At 63.2% G+C, this 21587-nt stretch carries 15 protein-coding genes, 1 tRNA gene and 4 pseudogenes; 8 read left to right on the top strand and 12 right to left on the bottom strand.

The genetic code is table 11. The features are described 5' to 3' along the window. Positions 1-33: 33 nt before the first annotated feature. From ABIG06_RS03015 to ABIG06_RS02975, 9 genes and pseudogenes are all read right to left on the bottom strand, one after another. Complete coding sequence (locus tag ABIG06_RS03015) at positions 34-1344, bottom strand: ABC transporter substrate-binding protein (protein ID WP_370134133.1); 1311 nt, start codon at positions 1342-1344, stop codon at positions 34-36. 175 nt (positions 1345-1519) lie between these two features. After that, a complete protein-coding gene (locus tag ABIG06_RS03010) occupies positions 1520-2755 on the bottom strand; it encodes an ABC transporter substrate-binding protein (RefSeq protein ID WP_124159892.1) in 1236 nt (411 codons plus the stop codon). Between the two features lie 40 nt (positions 2756-2795). Continuing rightward, positions 2796-4277, bottom strand: coding sequence for an ATP-binding cassette domain-containing protein (locus ABIG06_RS03005; protein ID WP_370134130.1), 1482 nt, complete (start codon positions 4275-4277; stop codon positions 2796-2798). Next, positions 4277-5203 (bottom strand): branched-chain amino acid ABC transporter permease, encoded by a 927-nt coding sequence (locus ABIG06_RS03000; RefSeq protein ID WP_370134127.1) that lies wholly within the window; start codon positions 5201-5203, stop codon positions 4277-4279. Before ABIG06_RS03000 ends, ABIG06_RS03005 begins: the two co-directional genes overlap by 1 nt. A gap of 1 nt (position 5204) precedes the next feature. Continuing rightward, positions 5205-6080: a branched-chain amino acid ABC transporter permease gene (locus tag ABIG06_RS02995; RefSeq protein ID WP_370134126.1), complete on the bottom strand. Its 876-nt coding sequence runs from the start codon at positions 6078-6080 to the stop codon at positions 5205-5207. Between the two features lie 98 nt (positions 6081-6178). Beyond that, a complete protein-coding gene (locus ABIG06_RS02990) occupies positions 6179-6301 on the bottom strand; it encodes a hypothetical protein (RefSeq protein ID WP_370134123.1) in 123 nt (40 codons plus the stop codon). 312 nt (positions 6302-6613) lie between these two features. Further along, on the bottom strand, positions 6614-7714 hold the full coding sequence (locus ABIG06_RS02985; protein ID WP_370134121.1) for an NAD(P)/FAD-dependent oxidoreductase: 1101 nt from the start codon (positions 7712-7714) through the stop codon (positions 6614-6616). Between the two features lie 42 nt (positions 7715-7756). Next, positions 7757-8878: pseudogene (locus ABIG06_RS02980) on the bottom strand (D-alanine--D-alanine ligase family protein). 135 nt (positions 8879-9013) lie between these two features. Then, positions 9014-10254, bottom strand: a pseudogene (locus ABIG06_RS02975) (SMP-30/gluconolactonase/LRE family protein). A 176-nt stretch (positions 10255-10430) separates the two neighbouring features. On the opposite strand from ABIG06_RS02975, the gene ABIG06_RS02970 reads away from it, so the two are divergent. The 5 genes and pseudogenes from ABIG06_RS02970 (at position 10431) to ABIG06_RS02950 (ending at position 14921) form a co-directional block, all read left to right on the top strand. Beyond that, complete coding sequence (locus ABIG06_RS02970) at positions 10431-10700, top strand: hypothetical protein (RefSeq protein WP_370140774.1); 270 nt, start codon at positions 10431-10433, stop codon at positions 10698-10700. Between the two features lie 397 nt (positions 10701-11097). Next, positions 11098-12660, top strand: a complete 1563-nt coding sequence (locus tag ABIG06_RS02965) for a 2-isopropylmalate synthase (RefSeq protein ID WP_370134116.1) — start codon at positions 11098-11100, stop codon at positions 12658-12660. Positions 12661-12880: 220 nt separating this feature from the next. Next, positions 12881-13883 (top strand): annotated as a pseudogene (locus tag ABIG06_RS02960) (TRAP transporter substrate-binding protein). Between the two features lie 199 nt (positions 13884-14082). Continuing rightward, a complete protein-coding gene (locus ABIG06_RS02955; RefSeq protein ID WP_370134113.1) occupies positions 14083-14679 on the top strand; it encodes a Spy/CpxP family protein refolding chaperone in 597 nt (198 codons plus the stop codon). 166 nt (positions 14680-14845) lie between these two features. Beyond that, a tRNA-Lys gene (locus ABIG06_RS02950) sits at positions 14846-14921 on the top strand. Between the two features lie 372 nt (positions 14922-15293). Here the strand turns inward: ABIG06_RS02950 and ABIG06_RS02945 are convergent. Then, on the bottom strand, positions 15294-17558 hold the full coding sequence (locus ABIG06_RS02945; RefSeq protein ID WP_370134112.1) for a hypothetical protein: 2265 nt from the start codon (positions 17556-17558) through the stop codon (positions 15294-15296). Positions 17559-17620: 62 nt separating this feature from the next. Between ABIG06_RS02945 and trbG the strand changes: the two are divergent. From trbG to ABIG06_RS02930, 3 genes and pseudogenes are all read left to right on the top strand, one after another. Further along, positions 17621-18466: pseudogene (trbG, locus tag ABIG06_RS02940) on the top strand (P-type conjugative transfer protein TrbG); the annotation flags it as partial. Then, complete coding sequence (locus tag ABIG06_RS02935) at positions 18463-19674, top strand: TrbI/VirB10 family protein (RefSeq protein ID WP_370134109.1); 1212 nt, start codon at positions 18463-18465, stop codon at positions 19672-19674. The pseudogene trbG and the gene ABIG06_RS02935, both read left to right, overlap by 4 nt. Before the next feature lie 3 nt (positions 19675-19677). Next, entirely contained in the window at positions 19678-19923 is a 246-nt protein-coding gene (locus ABIG06_RS02930) for a DUF2274 domain-containing protein (RefSeq protein WP_370134106.1), read from the top strand. 110 nt (positions 19924-20033) lie between these two features. Here the strand turns inward: ABIG06_RS02930 and ABIG06_RS02925 are convergent, their stop codons facing one another. Beyond that, complete coding sequence (locus tag ABIG06_RS02925) at positions 20034-20573, bottom strand: LysR family substrate-binding domain-containing protein (protein ID WP_370134103.1); 540 nt, start codon at positions 20571-20573, stop codon at positions 20034-20036. Positions 20574-20929: 356 nt separating this feature from the next. Then, positions 20930-21562: an acyl-homoserine-lactone synthase gene (locus tag ABIG06_RS02920; RefSeq protein WP_370140773.1), complete on the bottom strand. Its 633-nt coding sequence runs from the start codon at positions 21560-21562 to the stop codon at positions 20930-20932. Between the last annotated feature and the right edge of the window lie 25 nt (positions 21563-21587).

Here is a 21587-nt window from a genome sequence, read left to right as displayed (position 1 = left end):
AGGGCAGGGCAAAGCTTGTCGCCGCAGCCTGCCTTACGCCGCGTAGGTCGATCCCTTCGGCAGCGGGAATACCGGGTCCTGTGTGCGGATATTGGTCGGCCACACCACCGAGATGTGCTCGCCGGCATTCTGCATCACCACCGGTGTCGAGCGTTCGTTCTGGCCGGAGAGCGGCGTGCCCGGCGGGAAGAACTTCACGCCATAGCCCTGGATGGTACCGCCGACGGGGATGTCGACGTCGAGCGCCGCTTTGCGGATGGCCTCGGGCTCGAAGCTGCCGTACTTCTCCTTGGCGACCGGCAGCACGTTGTTGAGCAGCACCCAGGTCTGGTTGAAGCCCATCGAGCAGTGTGGCGGCACGTCGGTCGCACCGGTCTTGGCCTTGTAGCGCGTGACCATGGCGTTGATCAGATCGCCCATGCCCGGCGCGAGCTTGGCGGGGTCGAGCAGTTGCGCCGGCACCGGATCGATGTTGCAGAAATTGTCGATATCGGCCCCGAAGGTGGCGCGCAGCTTGTCGAGCTGGCTGTAGCCGGCACCGGCGCCGAACAGCATCTTGAAGCGCAGGCCGCTCTCGCGCGCCTGGCGCAGGAACAGGGTGATATCAGGGTTGTAGCCGGCATGCGAGATCACGTCGGCCTTGGCGCGCTTGATCTTCGTGACGAGCACCGAGAGGTCCGGCGCCGATGCCGAATAGCCCTCGCGCAGCACCACCGGGATGCCGGCCTGCTTGGCATAGGCTTCGTCGGCCGTGGCGACGCCGACGCCGTAGGGGCCGTCCTCGTGGATCAGCGCGACCTTGACCTCCTTCGGGTCGATGCCGAGCTTGGCTTTCGCATGCTCGTTGATGAAGCTTGCAAAGGCCTGCCCGTACTGATCCGAATGGATCTGCGCGCGAAACACGTATTGCAGGTTCTTATCCTTGAACACGGCGGTCGAGACCGCGGTCGTGATCCAGAGGATCTTCTTCTGCTGCTCGACCTTGGCCGCGAGCGGCACCGCATGCGAGCTCGCATAGACACCGTTGAGGATGTCGATCTTCTCCTGGCTGATCAGCCGTTCGGCCTCGTTGATCGCAACGTCGGGTTTGCTCTGGGAATCCGCGGCGACCGGAGCAATCTTGTATTTGCCGCCGATACCGCCTTTCTCGTTGACGAGATCGATCGCGATCTGTGCGCCGATCGACGAAGCGACCGAGCCGCCCGCGGCGAAGGGGCCGGTGAGGTCGTAGATCAGGCCGATGCGTAGAGTCTCGGCTTGCGCCTGGGCCCGTGTCCAATCGAGGCTGAGTGCGGCGGCGGCAGCCGCCGAGCTCTTCAGCAGCTGCCTGCGTGAAGTCGACATCCTATCCTCCCTCAAAACCATCTTACGATTGGTGGTTTTTTTCGAAGTATTGGGAGGGGAATGCGTAAAGTCAACATCGCCCAAGGTCGATGGGCGCCGCCACAACGCAGCTGCGAAAGACAACGAAACGGCCCACCGCTCCCCGGGAAGCGATGGGCCGACATCGGCGAGCCGACTACTGGGACAGCTTCACGAAGTTTGGAAACTTCATCTTGCCTTCGGCGATCCTCTCGGGCCAGACCACGACCTGCTTGGAGTCCTGCCACTGGAACACGAGGCCGGTGACGGTGCCGGGGCCGGACTTGATGCCGTGGGTGAACTCGTCGTTCTTGCCGTAGAACTGGATCTGGCCGATCGTGCCCTCGTAGTCGGTCTTCTCCAGCTCGGCGACCATTTTGTCGGGGTCGGTCGAGCCGGCGCGCTTGATCGCGTCGGTGATGATGTAGACCTCGTCATAGGCAGTGTAGCCCGTATAGGCCGGGGGATTGCCGTACTTCGCCTTGAACGCCGCAGCGAACGGCTTCGTCTTCGAGGTCACCGCAACGTCCGGCGTCGCCACCGCAAGGGAGGGGATGCCGTCGGCGGCACCATTGGTGTCCTTCCAGAAGGTCGGGCTCAACGCCTGCGCGCTGATGCCGAACATCGGGATCGGTACCTGCTGGTTCTTCCACTGCACGGTCGGCTGCACGCCGACATGCGAGATGCCGGTGACGATCACGTCGGGCTTCTTGCTCTCGATGTTGTTGAAGATCGGCGTGAAGTCGGTGGTATCAGGCGAGAAGCGGACGTGCTCGACGACCTTGAGACCCGCCTTGGGCAGGCAGGCCTCGTAGCCGACGTCGAGCGGCTTGGTCCAGGCCGCGTCCTCGCTCATGATCGCGACGGTCTTGAACTTGAGCTTGTCGACGAGGAGGTCCTTGGCGGCGTCGCAGACGAGCTGGGCCTGCGCGGCCGAGGTCAGATAGCCGTGGAATGTGTACTTGTTCTTCTCGTAATCATTGTGGATCGCCTTGGTGATCTCGTTCGAGGCGGCGCCTGGCGTGATCAGCGGCATCTTCAGCCGCGCGGCCCACGGCTCCAGCGCCAGCACGACCTCGCTGATGTAGCTTGCGATCACCGCGGACACCTTGTCCTCGCTCACCGCGCGCTGGAAGGCGCGCACGGAGTCCGCCGACGAGCTCTTGTTGTCGTAGGTGACGATCTCGACCTTGCGGCCGAGGATGCCGCCCTTGGCGTTGATCTCGTCGGCAGCGATCTGCGCGCCGCCTGGCGTCGCCGCGCCGGCGATCGACTGGACCTCGGCGATGACGCCGATCTTGATGGGACCGTTCGACTGCGCGTAGGCGGGTGCGGCGAGGCACAGCGCCAGCGCGGAGGCGAGCAAGCTGCTGCCGAGAACTGAGGATTGCATGGTCGTTTCCCTTTCCGTGTTCTTGTTGATGTTGACGCACTCAAAGAAAATCGGCGCCGGCCTCCGCCGCGAAGCGACCGGGATCACCCTCCCAGACGATCCTTGCATGCTCCAGCACATAGACGCGGTCGGCATGTGGCAGCGCGAAGGTCACGTTCTGCTCGCCCAGCAGCACCGTGATAGCCGTGGTCTGCCGCAGCTTCGTCAGCGCCTTGGAGAGTAACTCGAGAATGACGGGGGCAAGACCCAGCGTCGGCTCGTCCAGGATCAGGATCTGCGGCTGCATCATCAGCGCGCGGCCAATGGCGAGCATTTGCTGCTCGCCGCCGGACAGAGTTTGCGCGAGCTGGCCCTGGCGCTCCTTCAGGATCGGGAACAGCTCGAACAGCCAGGCAAGCTGCGCGGCGCGCTTCTCGTCGGAGAGATGCTGACCACCGAGGTCGAGGTTCTCGCGAACGCTCATCTCGCCGAACAGCTCGCGCGATTCCGGGCAGTGAACGAGGCCGCTGCGCGCGATCTTCGCCGGGCTCGTTCCGCGCAGCTTCTCGCCACCGCGCACGATCTCGCCGCTATAGGGGAGGAAGCCTGAGATGGTGTTGAATAGCGTCGTCTTGCCGGCGCCGTTGAGGCCGACCACGGAAACGAACTCGCCCTCGTGGACGTGGATCGAGACGTTCTCCAGCGCCTGGGCTTTGCCGTAGAACACGCTGACATTCTCGACCTGGAGCAGCGGCACCTTGTCCTTGAAGCTGGTCTCGGGCCGCGCATGGGTCTCGATGGCGCCGCCGAGATAGACCCTGCGCACGGTCGCATTCTTCATGACCTCGTCAGCCCTGCCGGTGACGATCTCCTCGCCAAGATACATCGCGAGCACCCGGTCGACGAGAGCGGCCACGCTCTTGACGTTGTGGTCGACCAGCATCACCGCGCGACCCTCGTCGCGGAAGCTGCGGATCAGGTTCGAGAACATCTCGACCTCGGCGCGCGTCAGCCCGGCGAAGGGCTCGTCCACCAGCACGACCTTTGGATCACGCGCGATCGCCTTGGCGAGCTCGAGCCGGCGGAGGTCGGCGAAGGGCAACGTCGGCGGGTGGCGGTTCATCACATTACCGAGCCCGACGCGCTCGGCGATCCATTTGGCGCGCTCGACCAGCGCCCTGTCCGGGAACAGCATGAACAGGCTGTCCGGCAGCAGCGCGACCAGGATATTCTCCAGCACCGTCTGCCGGTTCAGCGGCCGCGAGTGCTGGAACACCATGCCAAAGCCCTTCCGCGCGATCTTATGCGCGGGCAGGCCGGCGACGTTCTCGCCCTCGAAGATCACCTCGCCCGACGTCGGGCGCTCGATCCCCATCACGCTCTTCATCGCCGTCGACTTGCCCGAGCCGTTCGGCCCGATCAGGCCGAAGATCTCGCCGCCATTGACCTCGAAGCCGAGATTCTTCACGGCCGTCAGGCCACCAAATCGTTTGGTCAGGCCGCGGACTTCGAGCACGGCCCGGTTTGAAAGCCTCATATCCATCACGTGCGGGCCTCGCGCGAGAGGGCCGCTCCGAGGAAGCCGCCAGGGAAGAACAGCACGACCAGAAGCGCGACCGCCGAGACGATGAAGGTCGCGAGCTCACCTGTCGGCCTCAAGAATTCGCCGGCGACGATCAGGAAGATCGCGCCGAGTGCCGCGCCCAGCACCGTGCGGCGGCCGCCGAGCACGGCGGAGACGATCACGTTCACGCCGACCGCGACGTCGACGACGGTGCCGACCGAGGCGGTGCCGAAATAGAACACCAGCAGAGCACCCGACAGCCCCGAGAAGAACGCGCTGACGACGAAGGCGGCGAGCTTGTGCTTGACGATGTTGAAGCCGAGCGCGCCGGCCTGCACCGGATCCTGGCCGCTGGCCTGCAGCACGAGGCCGATCGGCGATTGCGACAGGCCGTAGAGGATGGCCGCGGAGATCGTCATGAAGCCGAGCGCGATCCAGTAGTTGGTGCCGGCATCGATGCTGATGACGTCGGGGATGGTGAGACCGATCTCGCCGCCGGTGAGATCGGCGAACACCACGATGAAATTCTGCAGCATCAGCACCGCGACCAGGGTGGTCAGGCCGAAATAGGGCCCGCGCACGCGCAGCGCAGGCAGCGCCAGTAGGAGACCGGCGATCACCGAGGCGAGCGCGCCAAGCACGATGCAGGCATAAACCGACCAGCCGAACTGCGCATTCAGGATCCCGGCTGTGTAGGCGCCGACGCCGATCAGGAAGGTGGGCCCGAAGTTCACTTCGCCGGCAAAACCGAACAGAAGGTCCCAGGCCATCGCGAACACGCCGAAATAGAAGGCAACGGTGAGCAGGCCGAGCACATATCCGGAGACGTAGAGCGGCAAGGTTGCCGCGATGACGACGAGCGCGAGCGAGATGAAGAACAGGCGCGAGGTGAAGAAGGTGGACATCTCAGCGTCTCCCCAGCAGGCCCTGGGGCCGGATGTACATCACGAACACGAGCAGCAGCAGCGCCGGGATGGTGCGGTAGGCCGGCGAGACCAGATAGGCCGTCAGAGTTTCGAGATAGCCGACCACGAAGGCCGCAATCAGCGAACCCGAGACGCTGCCGAGGCCCCCGAGCACGACGATCGAGAACGCGCTCGCGGTCAGCGGTCCGACGCTGTAGGAGCTGACGCCAAGAAACATTCCGAGCAGCACACCGGCGATGCCGGCCAATATGCCGTAGATCGCCCAGACCACGACGTAGATGTTGGTGAGCTCGAGCCCGAGCAGGGTGACGCCGCGCGGGTTCATTGAGGCCGCCAGCACCGCCTTGCCGGTGCGGGTGCGGTTCACCAGAAGCCACAGCAGCGCAATCACGAGACAGCACACGATTGTTGTAAAGATCTCGTTGCGTGGCGTGCGGACGCCGAGGATCTCGACCACGCCCTCGACGATCGGCAGCACGGTCTTCGCGTTGTTGGTGAAGAAATAGGCGATCAATTCCTGGATCATGATGCCCCAGAGCAGCGTGCCGGTGAGGACGAAGATCTCCTTCTCCTCATTTGGGATGCGCCGCGAATCCTGGATCGGCTTCACCACCGCGAAATAAGTGGCAAACGCGGTGAGGAGCGCGACAGCGACGCCGATCAGCGCGCCGGCATAGGTGCCGACACCGAGCACACTGGCTGCGGCCCAGGCCGCGACCGCTGCCGCTACCATGATGGCGCCGTGGGAGAGGTTGAGTACGCCGGAGACGCCGAAGATCAGGGTGAAACCGGTGGCGCCGAGAGCGTAGAGAGCGCTGATGGCAAAGCCATCGATCAGAATCTGGAATGCTCGCATGAATCATCGACCGGGCAGACGAGCTGCCGCTGGAGGGAAGGTGCTGTGCGAAGTCGCAGGGTGAGTGCGTCCGGGCTCAGGCCCGCAGAACGGATCGATCAGCTTGTGGTGGGCTTGATGAGATTTCGAGGCCTGACGTCGATCTTTGTGACGTCCTTCAGCGCGCCGGTCGCGTTCGCGTCGCGCACCATTTCAATTGCAACAGAGAGTCGTTTCTTCATCTTGTTGTCTCCCGTCGAACAGGCCTCTTGTGAGCCATTATGTCGCGACTATAACGGGCGAGACTTTCTCGGCAAGTGAAACTGCGTTCAGGATTGTGAGAGGGGACCAAAGTCTGACGCTGCGCAAATTGCAGGCAGCACAGCGCGGGACATTCATCATGCGCGCAGGCATGCAGATTTCGCTGGTGGGCATGCGTGGCGAACGCCTGTAGCCTGGATGGAGCGAAGCGCAATCCGGGATTTTCGCCGAGCGGCACGAGCGTCCCGGATTTCGCCTCGCTCCATCCGTTCTATCAGAGACAGCATTCTGGTTCAGTGTGCTTGCAGCAACGATGGATCGAGCGGTCTCAACCGGGCCGGATCGAACGGCGACAAGTCCAGCCGCGTTGCATCGCCTGCGATCAGCAGCGCCATTGCCTCGCCGGTGGCGGGTGCATTGAGAATGCCCCAGACATTGTGCCCCGTCGCAACATAAACGCCTTCGCTCTGCGGCACCTTGCCGATCAACGGCAATCCATCCTCCGTCACCGGACGGAAGCAGGCTTGCCGCGCGATGATCTTCTCGGGACGAAACAGCGGCGACAGCCGCTCGCACATGATCTGCAGGCGCGCGATCGCTTCGGTGTTCGGCGTCACGGCGGCAGGGTCGAGCGGCAGAGGTGCGATGTCGGAGAGGGCGACGATATGCGTGCTGCCGTCGGGGCGTGGAAAGACCTCGATCGACACGGCACCCCCGTCGTCCTCCTGCTCCAGGAACAACGCATCGGCCGGCACGTCGGCGCCGAGGTCGTACACGATGCTCGGGCTGCGCTGGCCATAGACAGCGGGCAGGCTCATCCATTGCACCGCGAGCAGCGACCACGGTCCCATCGCGATCACCACGGCGTCGGCTTCGATGACACCGCCGTCGACCTCGACACCTCTCGCTCGCGTGCCGTCTGCGCGGCGCGCGATGCCGGTGACGCGGCCGGCGCGAAGCTCGGCGCCTTGCGCGAGTGCCGCGTTCATCACGGCCGATGTGAACTTGCGGGGATGAACGATCGCCGTCGTCTCCACCGTGCCGATGCGCCGTGCGATGACGACGCCGTCACCGAGCCAACGAAGCGCCGACGGCGCAGTCCGACGTGCATCGTCGTCGGATGCAACGAAACCATTATAGGCCGACATCGGCCGATAGCCCCAATCGCCCGCGATCTTCTCCGGCAGTTGCGCGTGAAGTGCAAAACTGCGCCGCGCCAGCGCGTCGAGCGGCGTGCCCGCGCACCAGTCGCGCGCCAGGAAGCCGCCGGCCTTGCCGGATGCGGCGGCCGCGACCTCGGTTCGCTCCACGACAGTCACGTCGATGCCGCGGCGGCGCAGAAAATACGCGGTGCAGGCCCCGATCACGCCGCCGCCGCAGATCACAACGCGCATGGCCTTTGTCCTGACCCGGGCTTGTCCCCGACCGGAAACAACCTAGCTCACGTAGCCCCGTTCCAGCGAATGACGCTGTTGGTGCCGGTCCAGCGCCAGATCGACGAGCCGCGTCAGCAACTCGCCATAGGGCACACCCGAGGCTTCCATCATTTTCGGATACATGCTGATCGAGGTAAAGCCGGGCAGGGTGTTGATCTCGTTGAAATAGAACTGGCCGGTCTGTCGGTCGAGGAAGAAGTCGACGCGCGCAAAGCCGCTGCATTCAAGCGTCGCAAACACCTCTGTGGCGAGCGAGCGCACGCGTTGCATCTGTGCCGGATCCAACCTCGCCGGAAGGTCGACTCGGGCGCCATCGGGGTCGAGATATTTTGCCTCGTAGGAATAGAACTCGTGATGGGCGTTGGGGTTCAGCTCGCTGGCGACGCTCGAAAACAGCGTCTCGCCCTCGAGCACCGCGACCTCGATCTCGCGCGCGTCGATGCCCTGCTCGACCAGCACCTTGACGTCGTAACGAAACGCATCGTCAAGCGCCGCGCCAAGCGCATCCCACGTCTTCACCTTGTGGATGCCGACACTCGAGCCCATGTTGCACGGCTTGACGAAGACCGGCAGGCTCAGGCCTTCGGCCGCCTTCGCGAGCGACGACGTGCGGTCCTGAACGAAGGCCTTGCGGGTCAGCACGCGATAGGGCGCGACCGGAATGCCGGCGAACTCTGCGAGGCGCTTGGCGACATCCTTGTCCATGCTGACGGCGGAGGCGAGAACGCCCGAGCCGACATAGGCGACCTCGGCCAGCTCCAGCAAGCCCTGCATGGTCCCGTCCTCGCAAAGCGGCCCATGCATGACCGGAAACACGACGTCAATCTCGGTCGGAGCGGCCACGGCTTGCGCAATCGGCACGAGCACGCCGCGTCCATCGGGGCCTCTGGCGAGCCGTATCTCGGGCGCATCGGGCAGGATCGGCAAGGACGTCGTCTGCGCCAGATCGAGCGCACCGAGATCGTTCCATTGCCAGCGCCCGACCTAGTCGATGGAGACCGGGATCACCTCGAAGCGGCTGCGGTCGAGATGCCTGAATGCGGAGGCCGCGGATTTGAGCGAGACCTCATGCTCACCGGACCTGCCGCCATAGAGAACAACGACGCGGATTTTGTCTGCCATTTTGTCTGCCATGGCTCAATTATCACGCGCGCTGTCCGCAAGTCACCTCTGTTGCTCCGGCCGACGCATCGACCCAAACAATTCGGCGCCGGCGAGTAAAGCCGGCGCCGTGTTGCAATTGAAGGCTGCGCCGCCTCAGCCCGGACCCGCGCCTTGCGTCGCCGTGTACACCGCGTGTAGAGCGACTGGCTCGCCGCCATGAACAGGCGATTGCGTTTCGGGCCGCCGAAGCAGACGTTGCCGCAGACTTCCGGCAGGCGGATGCGGCCGAGCAGCTTGCCCTCCGGTGACCACACGGTCACGCCGCTGTAGCCGACGGCGCGGCCGGCATTGCTGGAAGCCCAGAGATTGCCGTTGACGTCGCAGCGCAGGCCATCGGGTCCGCATTTCACGCCATCGATCACGCAGTCGCTGAACTTTTTGAGATTGGAGAGCTTGTTGTCGCTGCCGACGTCGAACACGAAGATCTCGCCCTTGCCGCCGGGCCCGGTGTCTCCGGGCCCCTTGCCGGTCGAGGCGATGTAGAGCTTCTTGTAGTCGGGCGAAAAGCAGAGCCCGTTCGGGTCGGGCACCTGGTCCTCGGTGACGACGAGATCGATGCGGCCGGAAGGGTCGATGCGATAGCAGTTGGTCGGCAGCTCGCGCCTGCCCGGCACGAAGCCGGCCGGCTGCCCGATCCGCGGATTGAGCTTGCCGCCCGCATTGCTCGGGCCGCCCGCGACGTCGGGCTCGCCCTCATAGAGCTGGCCGCCATAGGGCGGATCGGTGAACCAGTAGCTGCCATCGGGATGCGCGGCGACGTCGTTCGGCGAGTTCAGCCGCTTGCCCTGGTAGGAGTCCGCGAGCACCGTGGCGGTGCCGTCATGCTCGTAGCGCGTCACCCGGCGCGTCAGGTGCTCGCAGGAGAGCTGGCGGCCCTGGAAATCGAAGGAGTTGCCGTTGGAATTGTTGGAGGGCGAGCGGAATACGCTGACGCGGCCGTCGTCCTCGGTCCAGCGCATCTGCCGGTTGTTGGGAATGTCGCTCCACAGGAGATAGCGGCCCTGCGCGCTCCACGCCGGGCCTTCGGCCCAGAGCAGCCCGGTGTACAGCCGCTTGATTGCGGTGTTGGGCTGCGCGAGATCGTTGAAGGACGGATCGACCGCGATGATGTCGGGGTCCCAGAAATAAGTGGTCGGCGCGCCGTGGGGGCCGAAATCGCGCGGCGGGGTGGTGATCGTCGTCGGCGGGGCGGCAGGCCCGGTCTGGCCCAGCGCGGAGCCACCTCCGGCCAAGGTCGCCGCGGCGCCAAGCGCCAGCCCCCGGACAAGTGTTCGTCGTGAAAGCGCAGTATCCTGCTCACGCAGCTCGTGGTCACGAGCCTCTTGGCGTGTCATCGCGTCCTCCCGATCATGCTCGCTGGCCGGTTGATCCGGCCGAGCCGCCGAAGGTTAGTCCGGTCCGGTGTCGGTTGCGAGAGGCGGAATCGAAACCACGGCGCGATGGCGGGTCGCAATTTCGTCACCTTCGAGTGCGTTTTGGATGAGAGTTTGACGGGATAAAGCCGGAGCTCATTGTGCAAATTGTCGTCCTGGTCTTCATCCTCGCGATCGCATTTGCGGCCGGCTATTTCGCACGCGACTACGTCTCCCGCAAAAGGCGCGCGGAGGCACGCCGCTGGCGCGAATACAGCGAACCGGATTGGCTCCATGCGAACGCGCCGGCCAATACCAACGAGCTTGCGAAAGCCGACACCGCTTCACCCGTGCCGACCGGCGAACTCGGCCAGATGCTGGACCGCTGGGAGAGCAGGGCCCGTGCCCGCCGCACCGGCACGGGATAGCCGGACCTCAGGCTATGGCCTACTAGGTCATGCATGCTGACCATCTTTTGGCGTTGCAGTTACAGCCGTTTTTCGTCTAGAAACGGGCCGTACTGAGCCTTCCGGCAACCAACCGTCAACGGTTTTCGCCGAGGATTTCGGGGCTCAAAAGGGTCTGGCAATGCTGATTCGTGGCCAAATCGAGGGGATTTCGGGGGAGGTGGCTCTGGCCGCCGCCACGACCTCGGCCGCGTTGCTGCCCACCCTCCTTATTGGCGGCCTTCTTCTTACTTGCCCCTGAGGGCCGGCTGGGCGCCACGCGCCTGGGCGCTCAGGGGTTGGTCGAGATCACCGGACACCTCAAGCGCCAAGGGACTAAAACGGTCTGAACGGCGCAAACGCTCAAAAGGAATTTCGTATGGCCACCCAGAACAAGTCCGAGAAGGACCGCGTCATCATTTTCGACACCACGCTGCGCGACGGCGAGCAGTGCCCCGGTGCCACCATGACCTTCGAGGAGAAGCTCGAGGTTGCCGAGCTGCTGGATGATATGGGCGTCGACGTCATCGAGGCCGGCTTCCCGATCACCTCCGAAGGCGACTTCCAGGCGGTCAGCGAGATCGCCCGCCGCTCCAAGAACGCGGTCATCGCCGGACTGTCGCGCGCCCATCCCGCCGACATCGACCGCTGCGCCGAGGCGGTGAAGTTTGCAAAGCGCGGCCGCGTCCACACCGTGATCGCCACCTCGCCGCTGCATATGCGGGTGAAGCTGAACAAGGCGCCGGAGCAGGTGATCGAGACCTCGGTCGCCATGGTCGCGCGCGCCCGCAACCAGATCGACGACGTCGAATGGTCGGCCGAGGACGGCACCCGCAGCGAGATGGACTTTTTGTGCCGCATCGTCGAGGCCGTGATCAAGGCCGGCGCCACCACGGTGAACATCCCCGACACCGTCGGCTACACGGTGCCGGAGGAATACACCCACTTCATGAGGACGCTGATCGAGCGCGTGCCGAACTCGGACAAGGCGGTGTTCTCCGTGCACTGCCACAACGATCTCGGCATGGCGGTCGCCAACTCGCTGGCCGGCATCACCGGCGGCGCGCGCCAGGTCGAGTGCACCATCAACGGCATCGGCGAGCGCGCCGGCAACGCCGCGCTCGAAGAGATCGTGATGGCGATCAACGTGCGCAACGACAAATTCCCCTACTGGAACAAGATCGACACCACCCAGCTGACCCGCGCTTCCAAGCTGGTGTCCGCGGCAACCTCGTTTCCCGTCCAGTACAACAAGGCAATCGTCGGCCGGAACGCGTTCGCGCATGAGAGCGGCATCCACCAGGACGGCGTGCTGAAGGACGCCTCCACCTACGAGATCATGCGGCCGGAAATGGTCGGCCTGAAGCAGTCCTCGCTGGTGCTTGGCAAGCACTCCGGCCGTCATGCCTTCGTGCACAAGCTGGAGGAGATGGGCTACAAGCTCGGCCCCAACCAGCTGGAAGATGCGTTCACGCGGATGAAGGCGCTGGCCGACCGCAAGAAGGACATCTACGACGAGGACATCGAGGCGCTGGTCGACGAGGAGATGGCGGCCTCGCACGACCGCATCAAGCTGACCTCGCTGACCGTGATTGCCGGCACCCACGGCCCGCAACGCGCGACCATGAAGCTCGACGTCGACGGCCAGATCAAGATCGAGGAGGCCGAGGGCAACGGCCCCGTCGACGCGGTGTTCAACTGCATCAAGCGCCTGGTGCCGCACGAGGCGAAGCTGGAGCTGTACCAGGTTCACGCGGTGACCGAAGGCACCGACGCGCAGGCCGAGGTCTCGGTGCGGCTGTCGCAGGACGGCCGTTCGATGACGGCGCGCGCGGCGGACCCGGACACGCTGGTGGCCTCGGCCAAGGCCTATCTCGGTGCGCTCAACAAGATCGTCATGAAGCGCCAGCGCGACACGGTGCCGACCGCGGCGGCGAGCTGACGAGCAAAGCTTGTCATTCCGGGATGGTCCGAAAGGACCAGACCCGGAATCTCGAGATTCCGGGCTCGATGCTTTGCATCGCCCCGGAATGACGGTCTGAGAGATGGCTGCCCTGCTAACGACCAATAGCGGGCTTGGGCGCCGGCCTGTATTGATTTGGCTGGCATGAGGACAGCCGACCGGCACGCCGGGCGGCTCCAAATAACAACAGGGAGAGAATATGCGCACCTTCGCGATCGCTGTGTCCGTCGCGGCATTGGCCTTGAGCCTTGTCGGCCCCGCCAGCGCCGATCCGATCATCATCAAATTCAGCCACGTCGTCGCCACCGACACGCCGAAGGGCAAGGGCGCGGAGAAATTCAAGGAGCTTGCCGAGAAGTACACCGGCGGTAAGGGTCAAGGTCGAGGTCTACCCGAACTCTACGCTCTACAAGGACAAGGAAGAGCTCGAGGCGCTCCAGCTCGGCAGCGTTCAGATGCTGGCGCCGTCCAACTCCAAGTTCGGTCCGCTCGGCATCCGCGAATTCGAGGTGTTCGATCTGCCCTACATTCTTCCGGACCTGAAGACGCTGCGGAAAGTGACGGAAGGCCCGCTCGGCGCAAAGCTGCTCAAGCTGCTGGACGCCAAGGGCATCACGGGACTTGCCTATTGGGACAACGGCTTCAAGCAAATGAGTGCCAACAAGAAGCTGGTGACGCCTGCCGATTATCAGGGCGTCAAGTTCCGCATCCAGTCCTCGCGCGTTCTGCAGGCCCAGTTCAAGGCGCTCAGCTCGCTGCCGCAGGTGATGGCGTTCTCGGAAGTCTACCAGGCACTGCAGACCGGCGTGGTCGACGGACAGGAGAACACCTGGTCGAACATCTATACCCAGAAGATGCACGAGGTTCAGAAGTACATCACCGAGACCAACCACGGTTACATCGGCTACGTCGTGATCGTGAACAAGAAGTTCTGGGACGACCTGCCGGCCGACATCCGCGACCAGCTTTCCAAGGCGATGAAGGAGGCGACCGCCTTCAGCAACGCGCAGTCGCAAAAGGAGAACGACGACGCGCTCGCCGAGATCAAGAAGAGCGGCAAGAGCGAGATCATCAAGCTCACGCCGGAGCAGGACGAGGCGATGCGCAAGGCGATGGAGCCGGTCTACAAGGACGCCGCAAGCCGGGTCGGCCAGTCGCTGATCGACGAGTTCCAGAAGGAAGCCAAGAGCACCACGAACTGATCCGACGGACGATGAATGATGAATGAAGGCTTCCGTGCGAGCTGCACGGAAGCCTTTTTGTTGCGAATGATTTCCGATCGCGGCGGGAGGTAAAATCGGCCGTTACATCTTCGTAACAACGCGCTCCCTGTCCAAGTTGTAAGTTGCGCGTCGGCCGCGCCGCGCCCATCCTCGGAGCATCCTTCCAGAGGAGGTTCGTATGAGGAAATTCACCATCGCAGCCATCGCAGTGCTCAGCATCGCCGGCTCGGGCGCGGTCTATGCCCAATATCACCGCCCGTGGATGGAGCACGTCCGCCACATGCGCATGAACCCCGAGGACCGTGCCGCCTTCGTCGACGCGCGGATCGCCGCCGTCCATGCCGGGCTGAAGCTCAACGCCGATCAGGAGAAGCTGTGGCCGCCGGTCGAGGCCGCCGTGCGGGAGTTCGCCAAGCTGCGCATTGATCGCGCCAATGCGCGGATGAATGCCGGGCCGGGCGATGCCGACAGGGTCGAGGATCCGATCGCCCGCCTGCGCCAGCGCGCCGAGGACATGGGCGCCAGCTCCGCCGCCCTGAAGAAGATCGCCGATGCCGCCGATCCGCTCTACAAGACCCTGGACGAGGGTCAGAAACGGCGCCTCGCCGTGCTGACCCGCCACCGCGGCTCGTTCGGCGGCGGCGAGGACGGGCCGCGGCACCGCCATTTCATGGAGCGCATGGACCGCATGATGGATCGGGGCATGGACCACTTCCACCACGACCGTTTCGACCGTGACGGCGGTCCGGACCGGGACCGTGAGGGCCGGCTCTGAGCGGCTCGGGTTTCCGGCCGTTAACCTTGGCGAAGCCGCTGGAATCCAGCGGCTTTTCGCATTTCCAGGTTTGTGGACGAAGCCTTGGAAAACTTGCGCTCGATCGCTTGCCATCCCCGGATCGCTTTGCTAAACGACCGGCCTCGCAAGGCTTTGACCGCCTTTCGGGCGCATAGCTCAGTTGGTAGAGCAGCTGACTCTTAATCAGCGGGTCCCAGGTTCGAGCCCTGGTGCGCCCACCAAATAAATCAAGACCTTAGCGAGACAAACCGTTTGAGATGACCGAACTAAAACGGTTTTTCAAACGGTGAATTTCCGAGAGTTGGCTCAGCCAGCTCTCGATAATGTGAATCGCTGGCAAAGCGTTTCGAAAGCGAGTGGCGGCGAGATCGGCGGCTTGCCGCGACTTCAGCCATACTGATCGGCGCCAGCTCAGTCCCTCGACCGTGCAGCTTAGACCTCTAACGGAGGTTTTAGCCGAGGGTGATCACATAAAGTACGGGAAATTCCGCAGAACCTGGGGCGGTCATGCGGCCTCTGACCGTGGCGGCGGGTTCGCGGCCGACGGCAGCGTAACGCCGCTAATCGGGACGCCCAAGGCTCTTTGCGCGACGTTAAGCAGGTGCTCGTGGTGCGTGAAGAACAGGACTTGCGTCTTCTTGGCGAGCTCGCCCAAGACACGGAAGCCTGCCGCTGCGCGCTTGTCGTCGAAGTTGATGAACAGGTCGTCCGCGATGAACGGCATGGGTTCGGCGCGATCGAGATAGTCCTCGACCGCGGCGATCCGGAGCGCGAGGTAGAGCTGGTCCGCGGTGCCGGTGCTCATGCCGGCAACCGGCACCCGCCGGCCGTCGTGGCGCAGGCCCGCGAGGTGCATGTTGTCGTGCTCGTCGAATTCGAGCTGCAGCGTTTGGAAGGATCCGCAGGTGAGGATGGCGAACAGCTCGCCGGCGCGCTTGAGCATGGGCGCCTGCTTCTCGCGCCGATAGCGATCGATCGACCATTGCAGCAATGTGATGGCCGAGCGAAGGCAGTACATACTGCTCGGCAATCTCGGTCATCTCGGCGAGCGCCGCCTGCCGATCGGCGGCGTCCCTCGCCGCCCGGTCGTCACCGCCGACGGCTTCGAAGGCTTGGCGCGCGGTGTTACGGGCCTCCCGCGTTTCCATCAAGCGATTGCGCAGTTCCTTCACGTCGTCAGTGACCGTCTGATCCTTGGCTGCGATGGCATCGAGGTCGATGCCCGAGCACTCGGCGCTCAGTTCCGCCAGCGAAAGGCCGTCGCCATCCTGCGCCAGCGCGTTCGTGAGCCGATCAAGCTCGGCGCCGAGCTTTCGCATATCGTCAGAGCGCTGAATTGCGATCCGCAATTCATCGATCGATGCGACACCCGCCTTCTGCTGGAGCCGTGTAATGATTTCGCGCGCTTCGCGGCTCGATTCACAGCATTCATCGATCTTCTCTTGCAAGCCGGTGATATGGGAATCCTTCGCGGCCTTCAGGTCCCGCACGCGTGCTGCGTCTGCAGCTTGACGATCGAGCGCCAAGACGGCTTCCTCGGGATCCGTGCCGCTTAGGCGCGGTGCGATGGCTTGCATTAAGGCCGCCACGTCGGCCTCGAACGCTTTCACATCGCGTTCGATCTTTTCGATACGTTCGTGTCTCAGATCGTTGATCCGGCCTGCCGTTTCGCGCATGTCGTCGATGGCGTTGATCTGCGCTTCGGCCGTCTCAGGCGTCGCCGTGGCCGCGAGCTGCAACGCCTTCAGGGCGGCCTGCCACGCGCTCGTCCACTCCGTCCACTCCGCCTCGGCCTTCTCCAGATCCTTGCGTTTGCGCGTAACAACGCCCGTCGCCTTACGGTGCGCTTCATTGAGATCGCGGGCCGTCTTGGCGGCGTCTTCGTGCCGGCGTTCCTGCGCCGCCGCGGCCTCGATGACGAGATGGAGCGGCTGGGCGGCCAGAGACGTTGTGGAGACACCCAACGCTTCAAGTTCGGCCAAGACCAGACGTCTGCAGTCATCCTCACGCTGTTGCCATCCGCCTGTTTGCCGCTCAGCCGCCGAGAGCCGCGCATTCACGTCCAGGATCTCGGACCGCATACGCAGCCAGTCGATCATCACGTCTGGATCTTGCGGCGTGATGGCGCTGCCCGACCACAGGGCGGCCCAGGCGGCATCCAGAGCTGTGCGCTCTTGTGCCAATGCCTGTTCTTCCAGGCCCAAGCATTCCAGCAAGTCGTCCTGCTCGCCGATCTGGCGGCCAATGACCGCAAGCTGCGCGGCGACATCGGCATGCTCGAAGCGCCGATCGGCAGCCGAGTCTACGCCGAGCATTGCGGCCTCGAACGCCTGCACCAGCGCATCGGGCGGACCGAAGGCCGCCATCTCGTCTTCGGAAACCGCAACGCCCTCTACATGGCGGCGCCGAATGATCGACCAACCCGTGTCGCGGCGACCGCGCAGGCGTTCGAGCTCTTCGGCCGTGACGACGTGCCCGTCCGCGACGAGGCGTTCGAGGGCTTTCTGGCGACGGATGCGCTCCTGCTCGGCGCTGCGAATCTGTTCGCGGCAGGTCCGCTGCCGCACCTCCAAGCTGCGGCACGCATCTCGATGCGTCTCAACCGAAGCCAGCGGGGGAACCGGTGCTGATTCCAGGACGGCAGGATCGGCGACTGCCGGCCGCAAGGCCTTCAGCAAGCGGGCGGTGGAAGCCCGCGCCTCCTGTTCCTCACGCTTCGAATTCGCGATCTGACCGGCGGTATCGCCTAGTGTGCGCGCGGCCTTGATGACCGCCGCGAGTTTCGAGACATCCGTCACCGGCGCGTGGGCCTCGATTTCCGCCGCGATCTCGCAGAGCTTCTCCTCGGCTTCGGCCACGCCGCGCGTCGCACTCTGCACCGCGCCGGATTGCGCCCCACGGCGGTTGAGCAAACCGCGCGTTACCGGCGACGTCGGTGGCTCTCGACGAGAGATCGCGACCTCTTCACGTTCCGCCCCTTTGGAAGCCGGCTCTTGGCGGCAAGTCGGGAGGGAAGGAAGACGCTGAACCCGTGAGCCGGGTCGAGGCCGCAAACAGCGCCGCCCGGGTCGAACCGCGCAGGCGGGGGTATTTCAACGCGGCGCAAATCTACGCCTACAGTCCCGGAGCGCTGTATCAGATTTACGCTGCACCAGGGCAGATCACGGATATCGCGCTCGAGGAAGGAGAGCAGCTGACGGGATCAGGGCCGATCGCTGCCGGAGATACCGTACGCTGGGTCGGGGGGGATACCGAGAGCGGGAGTGGCGATACGCGACGGGTCCATATCCTAGTCAAGCCGACCCGATCTTCCATTGAGACCAACTTGGTGGTCAATACTGACCGGCGCACCTACCTGATTGAGCTCCGCTCCCGCGAACGGCCATACATGCCGTCTGTTGCCTGGTACTATCCAGAAACTGTACGGGAACGAACGCGCTCGGTCGCTCTGAAGCCCATTATTCCGGAGCCGGCACAGCGCATCTCCCGCTATGCCATCGAAGGGGACAGTCCCCCCTGGCGGCCGCTCGCCGCATATGACGATGGCCGCAAGGTCTACATCGAATTCCCGGCGGGGATCGTGCAAGGCGAGATGCCTCCGCTCTTCGTCATTGGTCCAGACGGCAAGACCGAACTCGTTAACTATCGCGCCTACGCCAACGTATTGATCGTCGATCGGCTGTTTGCTGCCGCCGAACTGCGGCTTGGCGGCGAGCATCAGCAGAAGGTCAGGATTGTCAGGACCGACGGGAGGCCGTCGTCATGAACAGCGGGAATGGAAACGATCACGAGCAAGCGTCTCCGCCGGAGACACAAGGGGAGCAGTCCGAGAGTTTCCGCTTGAGAGCAGAACATCCGCGCGTGACAAGATTGTCACGAAAAATCCTGGCCGGAGGGAGCGCGGTCGCATTGCTCGTCATCGGTGCGACTGTGCTGTGGTCGCTACAGAACAATCGTCCCCAAAACCAGGCGGCAGAAGAGCTTTACAGTACCGACCATCACAATGTTGCCGACGGCATCACGATGCTGCCCAAGGACTATTCTGGCGTTCCACATCAGGCAATCCCGCAGCTTGGTCCGCCGCTCCCCGGTGACCTCGGTCGGCCCATCCTTGCCGCTCAAGGCCAGTCGGCGACAATCGGCGGTGATCCGGAACAGCAGCGCCGAGATCAGGAGACCGAGGCAGCACGTGTCAGCCATTTGTTCGCTTCGACCAGTGGAGGAGGCGTGCATCCGTCCACCGCTGTGGCTCCTGGAAGCGAGCGCATGACGTCGCCGAACGCGTCAAACACAGGCGAAGACGGATTTGTGCAGAACGGTCAGGACCGGAAGCTTGCCTTCGTGAGCGCATCCGTGGACCATCGCACGGTCAGCCCTGACCGCATCACGAGGCTAGCTTCACCCTATATCGTGCAGGCCGGAACTGTAATTCCGGGAGCTCTGATCACGGGGATTAGATCGGATCTGCCCGGGCAAATCATCGCGCAGGTAACTGAAAACGTATACGACACGCCCACCGGCCGGTTCTTGTTAGTGCCCCAAGGAGCGCGTCTGATCGGGGTCTACGATAGCCAGGTCACTTTCGGCCAGTCCCGCGTCCTGCTGGTCTGGACGCGGCTGATCATGCCAAATGGACGTTCTATCGTTCTTGAGCGGCAGCCTGGCTCCGACAGCGCTGGTTATGCGGGCCTGGAAGACCAAGTCGACAATCACTGGGGGGAGCTGTTCAAGGCCGCGGCACTATCGACGTTTCTAGCGGTCGGGACCGAACTGGGTGCCGGCTCGGACACCAACAGCAACGACAGCGCCATTATCCAGGCATTGCGACACGGCGCCTCGGACTCATTTAGCCAGACCGGACAGCAAGTGGTTCGGCGCAGCCTCAACATCCAACCGACTTTGACCGTACGACCTGGTTTTCCGGTTCGCGTTCTCGTCAATCGCGATCTCATGCTTACGCCGTACGGAGGATAGAAGATGCCGAAGCTGAGAATAGGAGCGCTGCCAGACGACAAGCCGGTCAAGATCACCGCGGAGCTTCCAGCGTCAGTCCATCGGGATCTCGTCGCCTACGCGGAGGCCCTGGCACGTGAAACTGGGCAGCGCATCGACCCGATTAAGCTGATCGCGCCGATGTTGGCGCGCTTCATGGCCACCGACCGCGGATTCGCAAAGGCGAGACGATCTGGTCATTCCGCAATGGTCGGCGGGGGTGAGGGATAGCGTTCTGCCAAGAGATTGAGAAAACGCTTTAAAGCCGGATTCTCATTGTCTTCGCGCCAATGCGCATAGAAGTCCACCCGGCTTGGTCCCGTTCCATCCTGCAACTCTCGCTACACAAGGCCGGCGAAGCTTGCACCAATATCCGATTCCATAGCCAGACTAAGTCCCATGCCCATACTCGTCAGACTCTTGACAATGCCACGGCTTACGTCATGGCGTTCTATCTTGGGCCGATCGTCGGGCAGCACGAGCTTCGAAATCAAGAGATCCTCGAGCTCTCGTCCGGGATCATATTCAGTTAGTAGGATCTTTTCGTTACGCAAATCGGTCCAATAGATGGTGTCGCGTGCCGCTAGGCGGTGATCCTGAGGCAGCGAGATCAGGATGCGTTCGCTCCAGAGCAGTCGTGATTGAGTGCCTTTCGAAAGCAGGCGTCCAGGGCTAACGACAATGTCGACCGTCCCGCTACGTAGGGCGGTCATCAGACGGAAACGAGAGCGTTCAATTGTTGCCAAGTCGAGCCCTGGCAGCAGCCTCTTGAGCTCACCTATTGTCGCTCGCAAATTCCCGGTGGACATGGATGTGAAGAAGCCGATGACAAGATGGCCAGTATCGCCGCGACCACTGGATCTTCCTGTGTCAACAAGCATGTCGACTTGTTCTAGGATCAACCGCGCAATTCGCAAAAACGCTCGGCCAGCCAGAGTAGGCCTTATCCCACCGCTCGAGCGCTCAAACAGTGAAGTTCCCACCAGATACTCCAGCTGACCGATAGCCCGGCTGAAGGCGGTGTGCTTGATCGAGAGGGCTTCTGCGGCTCGTCGAAAGCTTCCGTATCACAAGCGAGAACCGCCAGTCGAAGCTGTTGCAGGTCAATAGCTCGCGCTGGATTTCGTCGATCGTTCTTGGTTTCAATTTCGGTCATGTTCATAGCTCGCAAACAGCAAGACGTCACGCCCCCGCTCTATCCGAGGGCGTATGTTTCCGTTGTTAGCGTGGATTGGGGCTAGGCAGCCGCGAAGATTACTGGCGTCCAAAGAACCGGGGTCGAAAGGCCGCCGGCCTTACGAAGGGTGGCCAGGGTCTCGCGCGAAATCTCGAGATAACCCGCCACGGCTAAGGTGTTGCCAATTGCGGAAGGATTGCCGATGCGCCGCAGCGGCCAACCGGCTCGTCGAAGGATTCTCTCCATACGGACGTCCGTCACGGTGACGATGTCAGTGAGTTGTCGTGAGAGCCCGAACTCGACCATTCCCGCAAATAGCTCGTAAGCGGCACGAGTGAGACCGTGATCCCCCTTCGAGGCATCGGCAGCAACATCGATTGCGAATCTACTACTTTCCCAAACGAGAGGAGTTGACGGCGCGGGATTGCCTTCGAGAAGAGCGGGAAAGGTATCGCGAAGCATGGTCGGGCCAAGCGTTGGAAGCAGGCGCACGGAACCTTGAACTCGGCCATTTTCACTTAACTGGATTAGGTAGTGGGGATGCAGCCCATCGAAATTGTCGATCTCCATGTCGCCGCTGGTCTGAACTTCCCATGCCATACGCAACTTGAAAACACGATGCCGCAACCGATGCATCTCAACAAGCGTGTTGGAAAACTCCCCATACGAAGATGGTGTGATCAGTTGAATCATAATCCCTCCAAAGGTGTTCATCACC

Origin of the sequence: Bradyrhizobium sp. USDA 326 (genome assembly GCF_049739485.1) — a bacterium.
GTDB lineage: Bacteria > Pseudomonadota > Alphaproteobacteria > Rhizobiales > Xanthobacteraceae > Bradyrhizobium.
Note: the sequence above shows the minus strand (reverse complement) of the source record. Positions and strands in the feature narration are given on the sequence as shown.

Bases quoted from the DNA above. Each gene is read 5' to 3' on its own strand.
- ABIG06_RS03015 (WP_370134133.1), bottom strand. From the start codon at position 1,344: ATGTCGACTTCACGCAGGCAGCTGCTGAAGAGCTCGGCGGCTGCCGCC.
- ABIG06_RS03010 (WP_124159892.1), bottom strand. From the start codon at position 2,755: ATGCAATCCTCAGTTCTCGGCAGCAGCTTGCTCGCCTCCGCGCTGGCG.
- ABIG06_RS03005 (WP_370134130.1), bottom strand. From the start codon at position 4,277: ATGGATATGAGGCTTTCAAACCGGGCCGTGCTCGAAGTCCGCGGCCTG.
- ABIG06_RS03000 (WP_370134127.1), bottom strand. From the start codon at position 5,203: ATGTCCACCTTCTTCACCTCGCGCCTGTTCTTCATCTCGCTCGCGCTC.
- ABIG06_RS02995 (WP_370134126.1), bottom strand. From the start codon at position 6,080: ATGCGAGCATTCCAGATTCTGATCGATGGCTTTGCCATCAGCGCTCTC.
- ABIG06_RS02990 (WP_370134123.1), bottom strand. From the start codon at position 6,301: ATGAAGAAACGACTCTCTGTTGCAATTGAAATGGTGCGCGACGCGAAC.
- ABIG06_RS02985 (WP_370134121.1), bottom strand. From the start codon at position 7,714: ATGCGCGTTGTGATCTGCGGCGGCGGCGTGATCGGGGCCTGCACCGCG.
- ABIG06_RS02965 (WP_370134116.1), top strand. From the start codon at position 11,098: ATGGCCACCCAGAACAAGTCCGAGAAGGACCGCGTCATCATTTTCGAC.
- ABIG06_RS02955 (WP_370134113.1), top strand. From the start codon at position 14,083: ATGAGGAAATTCACCATCGCAGCCATCGCAGTGCTCAGCATCGCCGGC.
- ABIG06_RS02935 (WP_370134109.1), top strand. From the start codon at position 18,463: ATGAACAGCGGGAATGGAAACGATCACGAGCAAGCGTCTCCGCCGGAG.
- ABIG06_RS02930 (WP_370134106.1), top strand. From the start codon at position 19,678: ATGCCGAAGCTGAGAATAGGAGCGCTGCCAGACGACAAGCCGGTCAAG.
- ABIG06_RS02925 (WP_370134103.1), bottom strand. From the start codon at position 20,573: ATGCTTGTTGACACAGGAAGATCCAGTGGTCGCGGCGATACTGGCCAT.
- ABIG06_RS02920 (WP_370140773.1), bottom strand. From the start codon at position 21,562: ATGATTCAACTGATCACACCATCTTCGTATGGGGAGTTTTCCAACACG.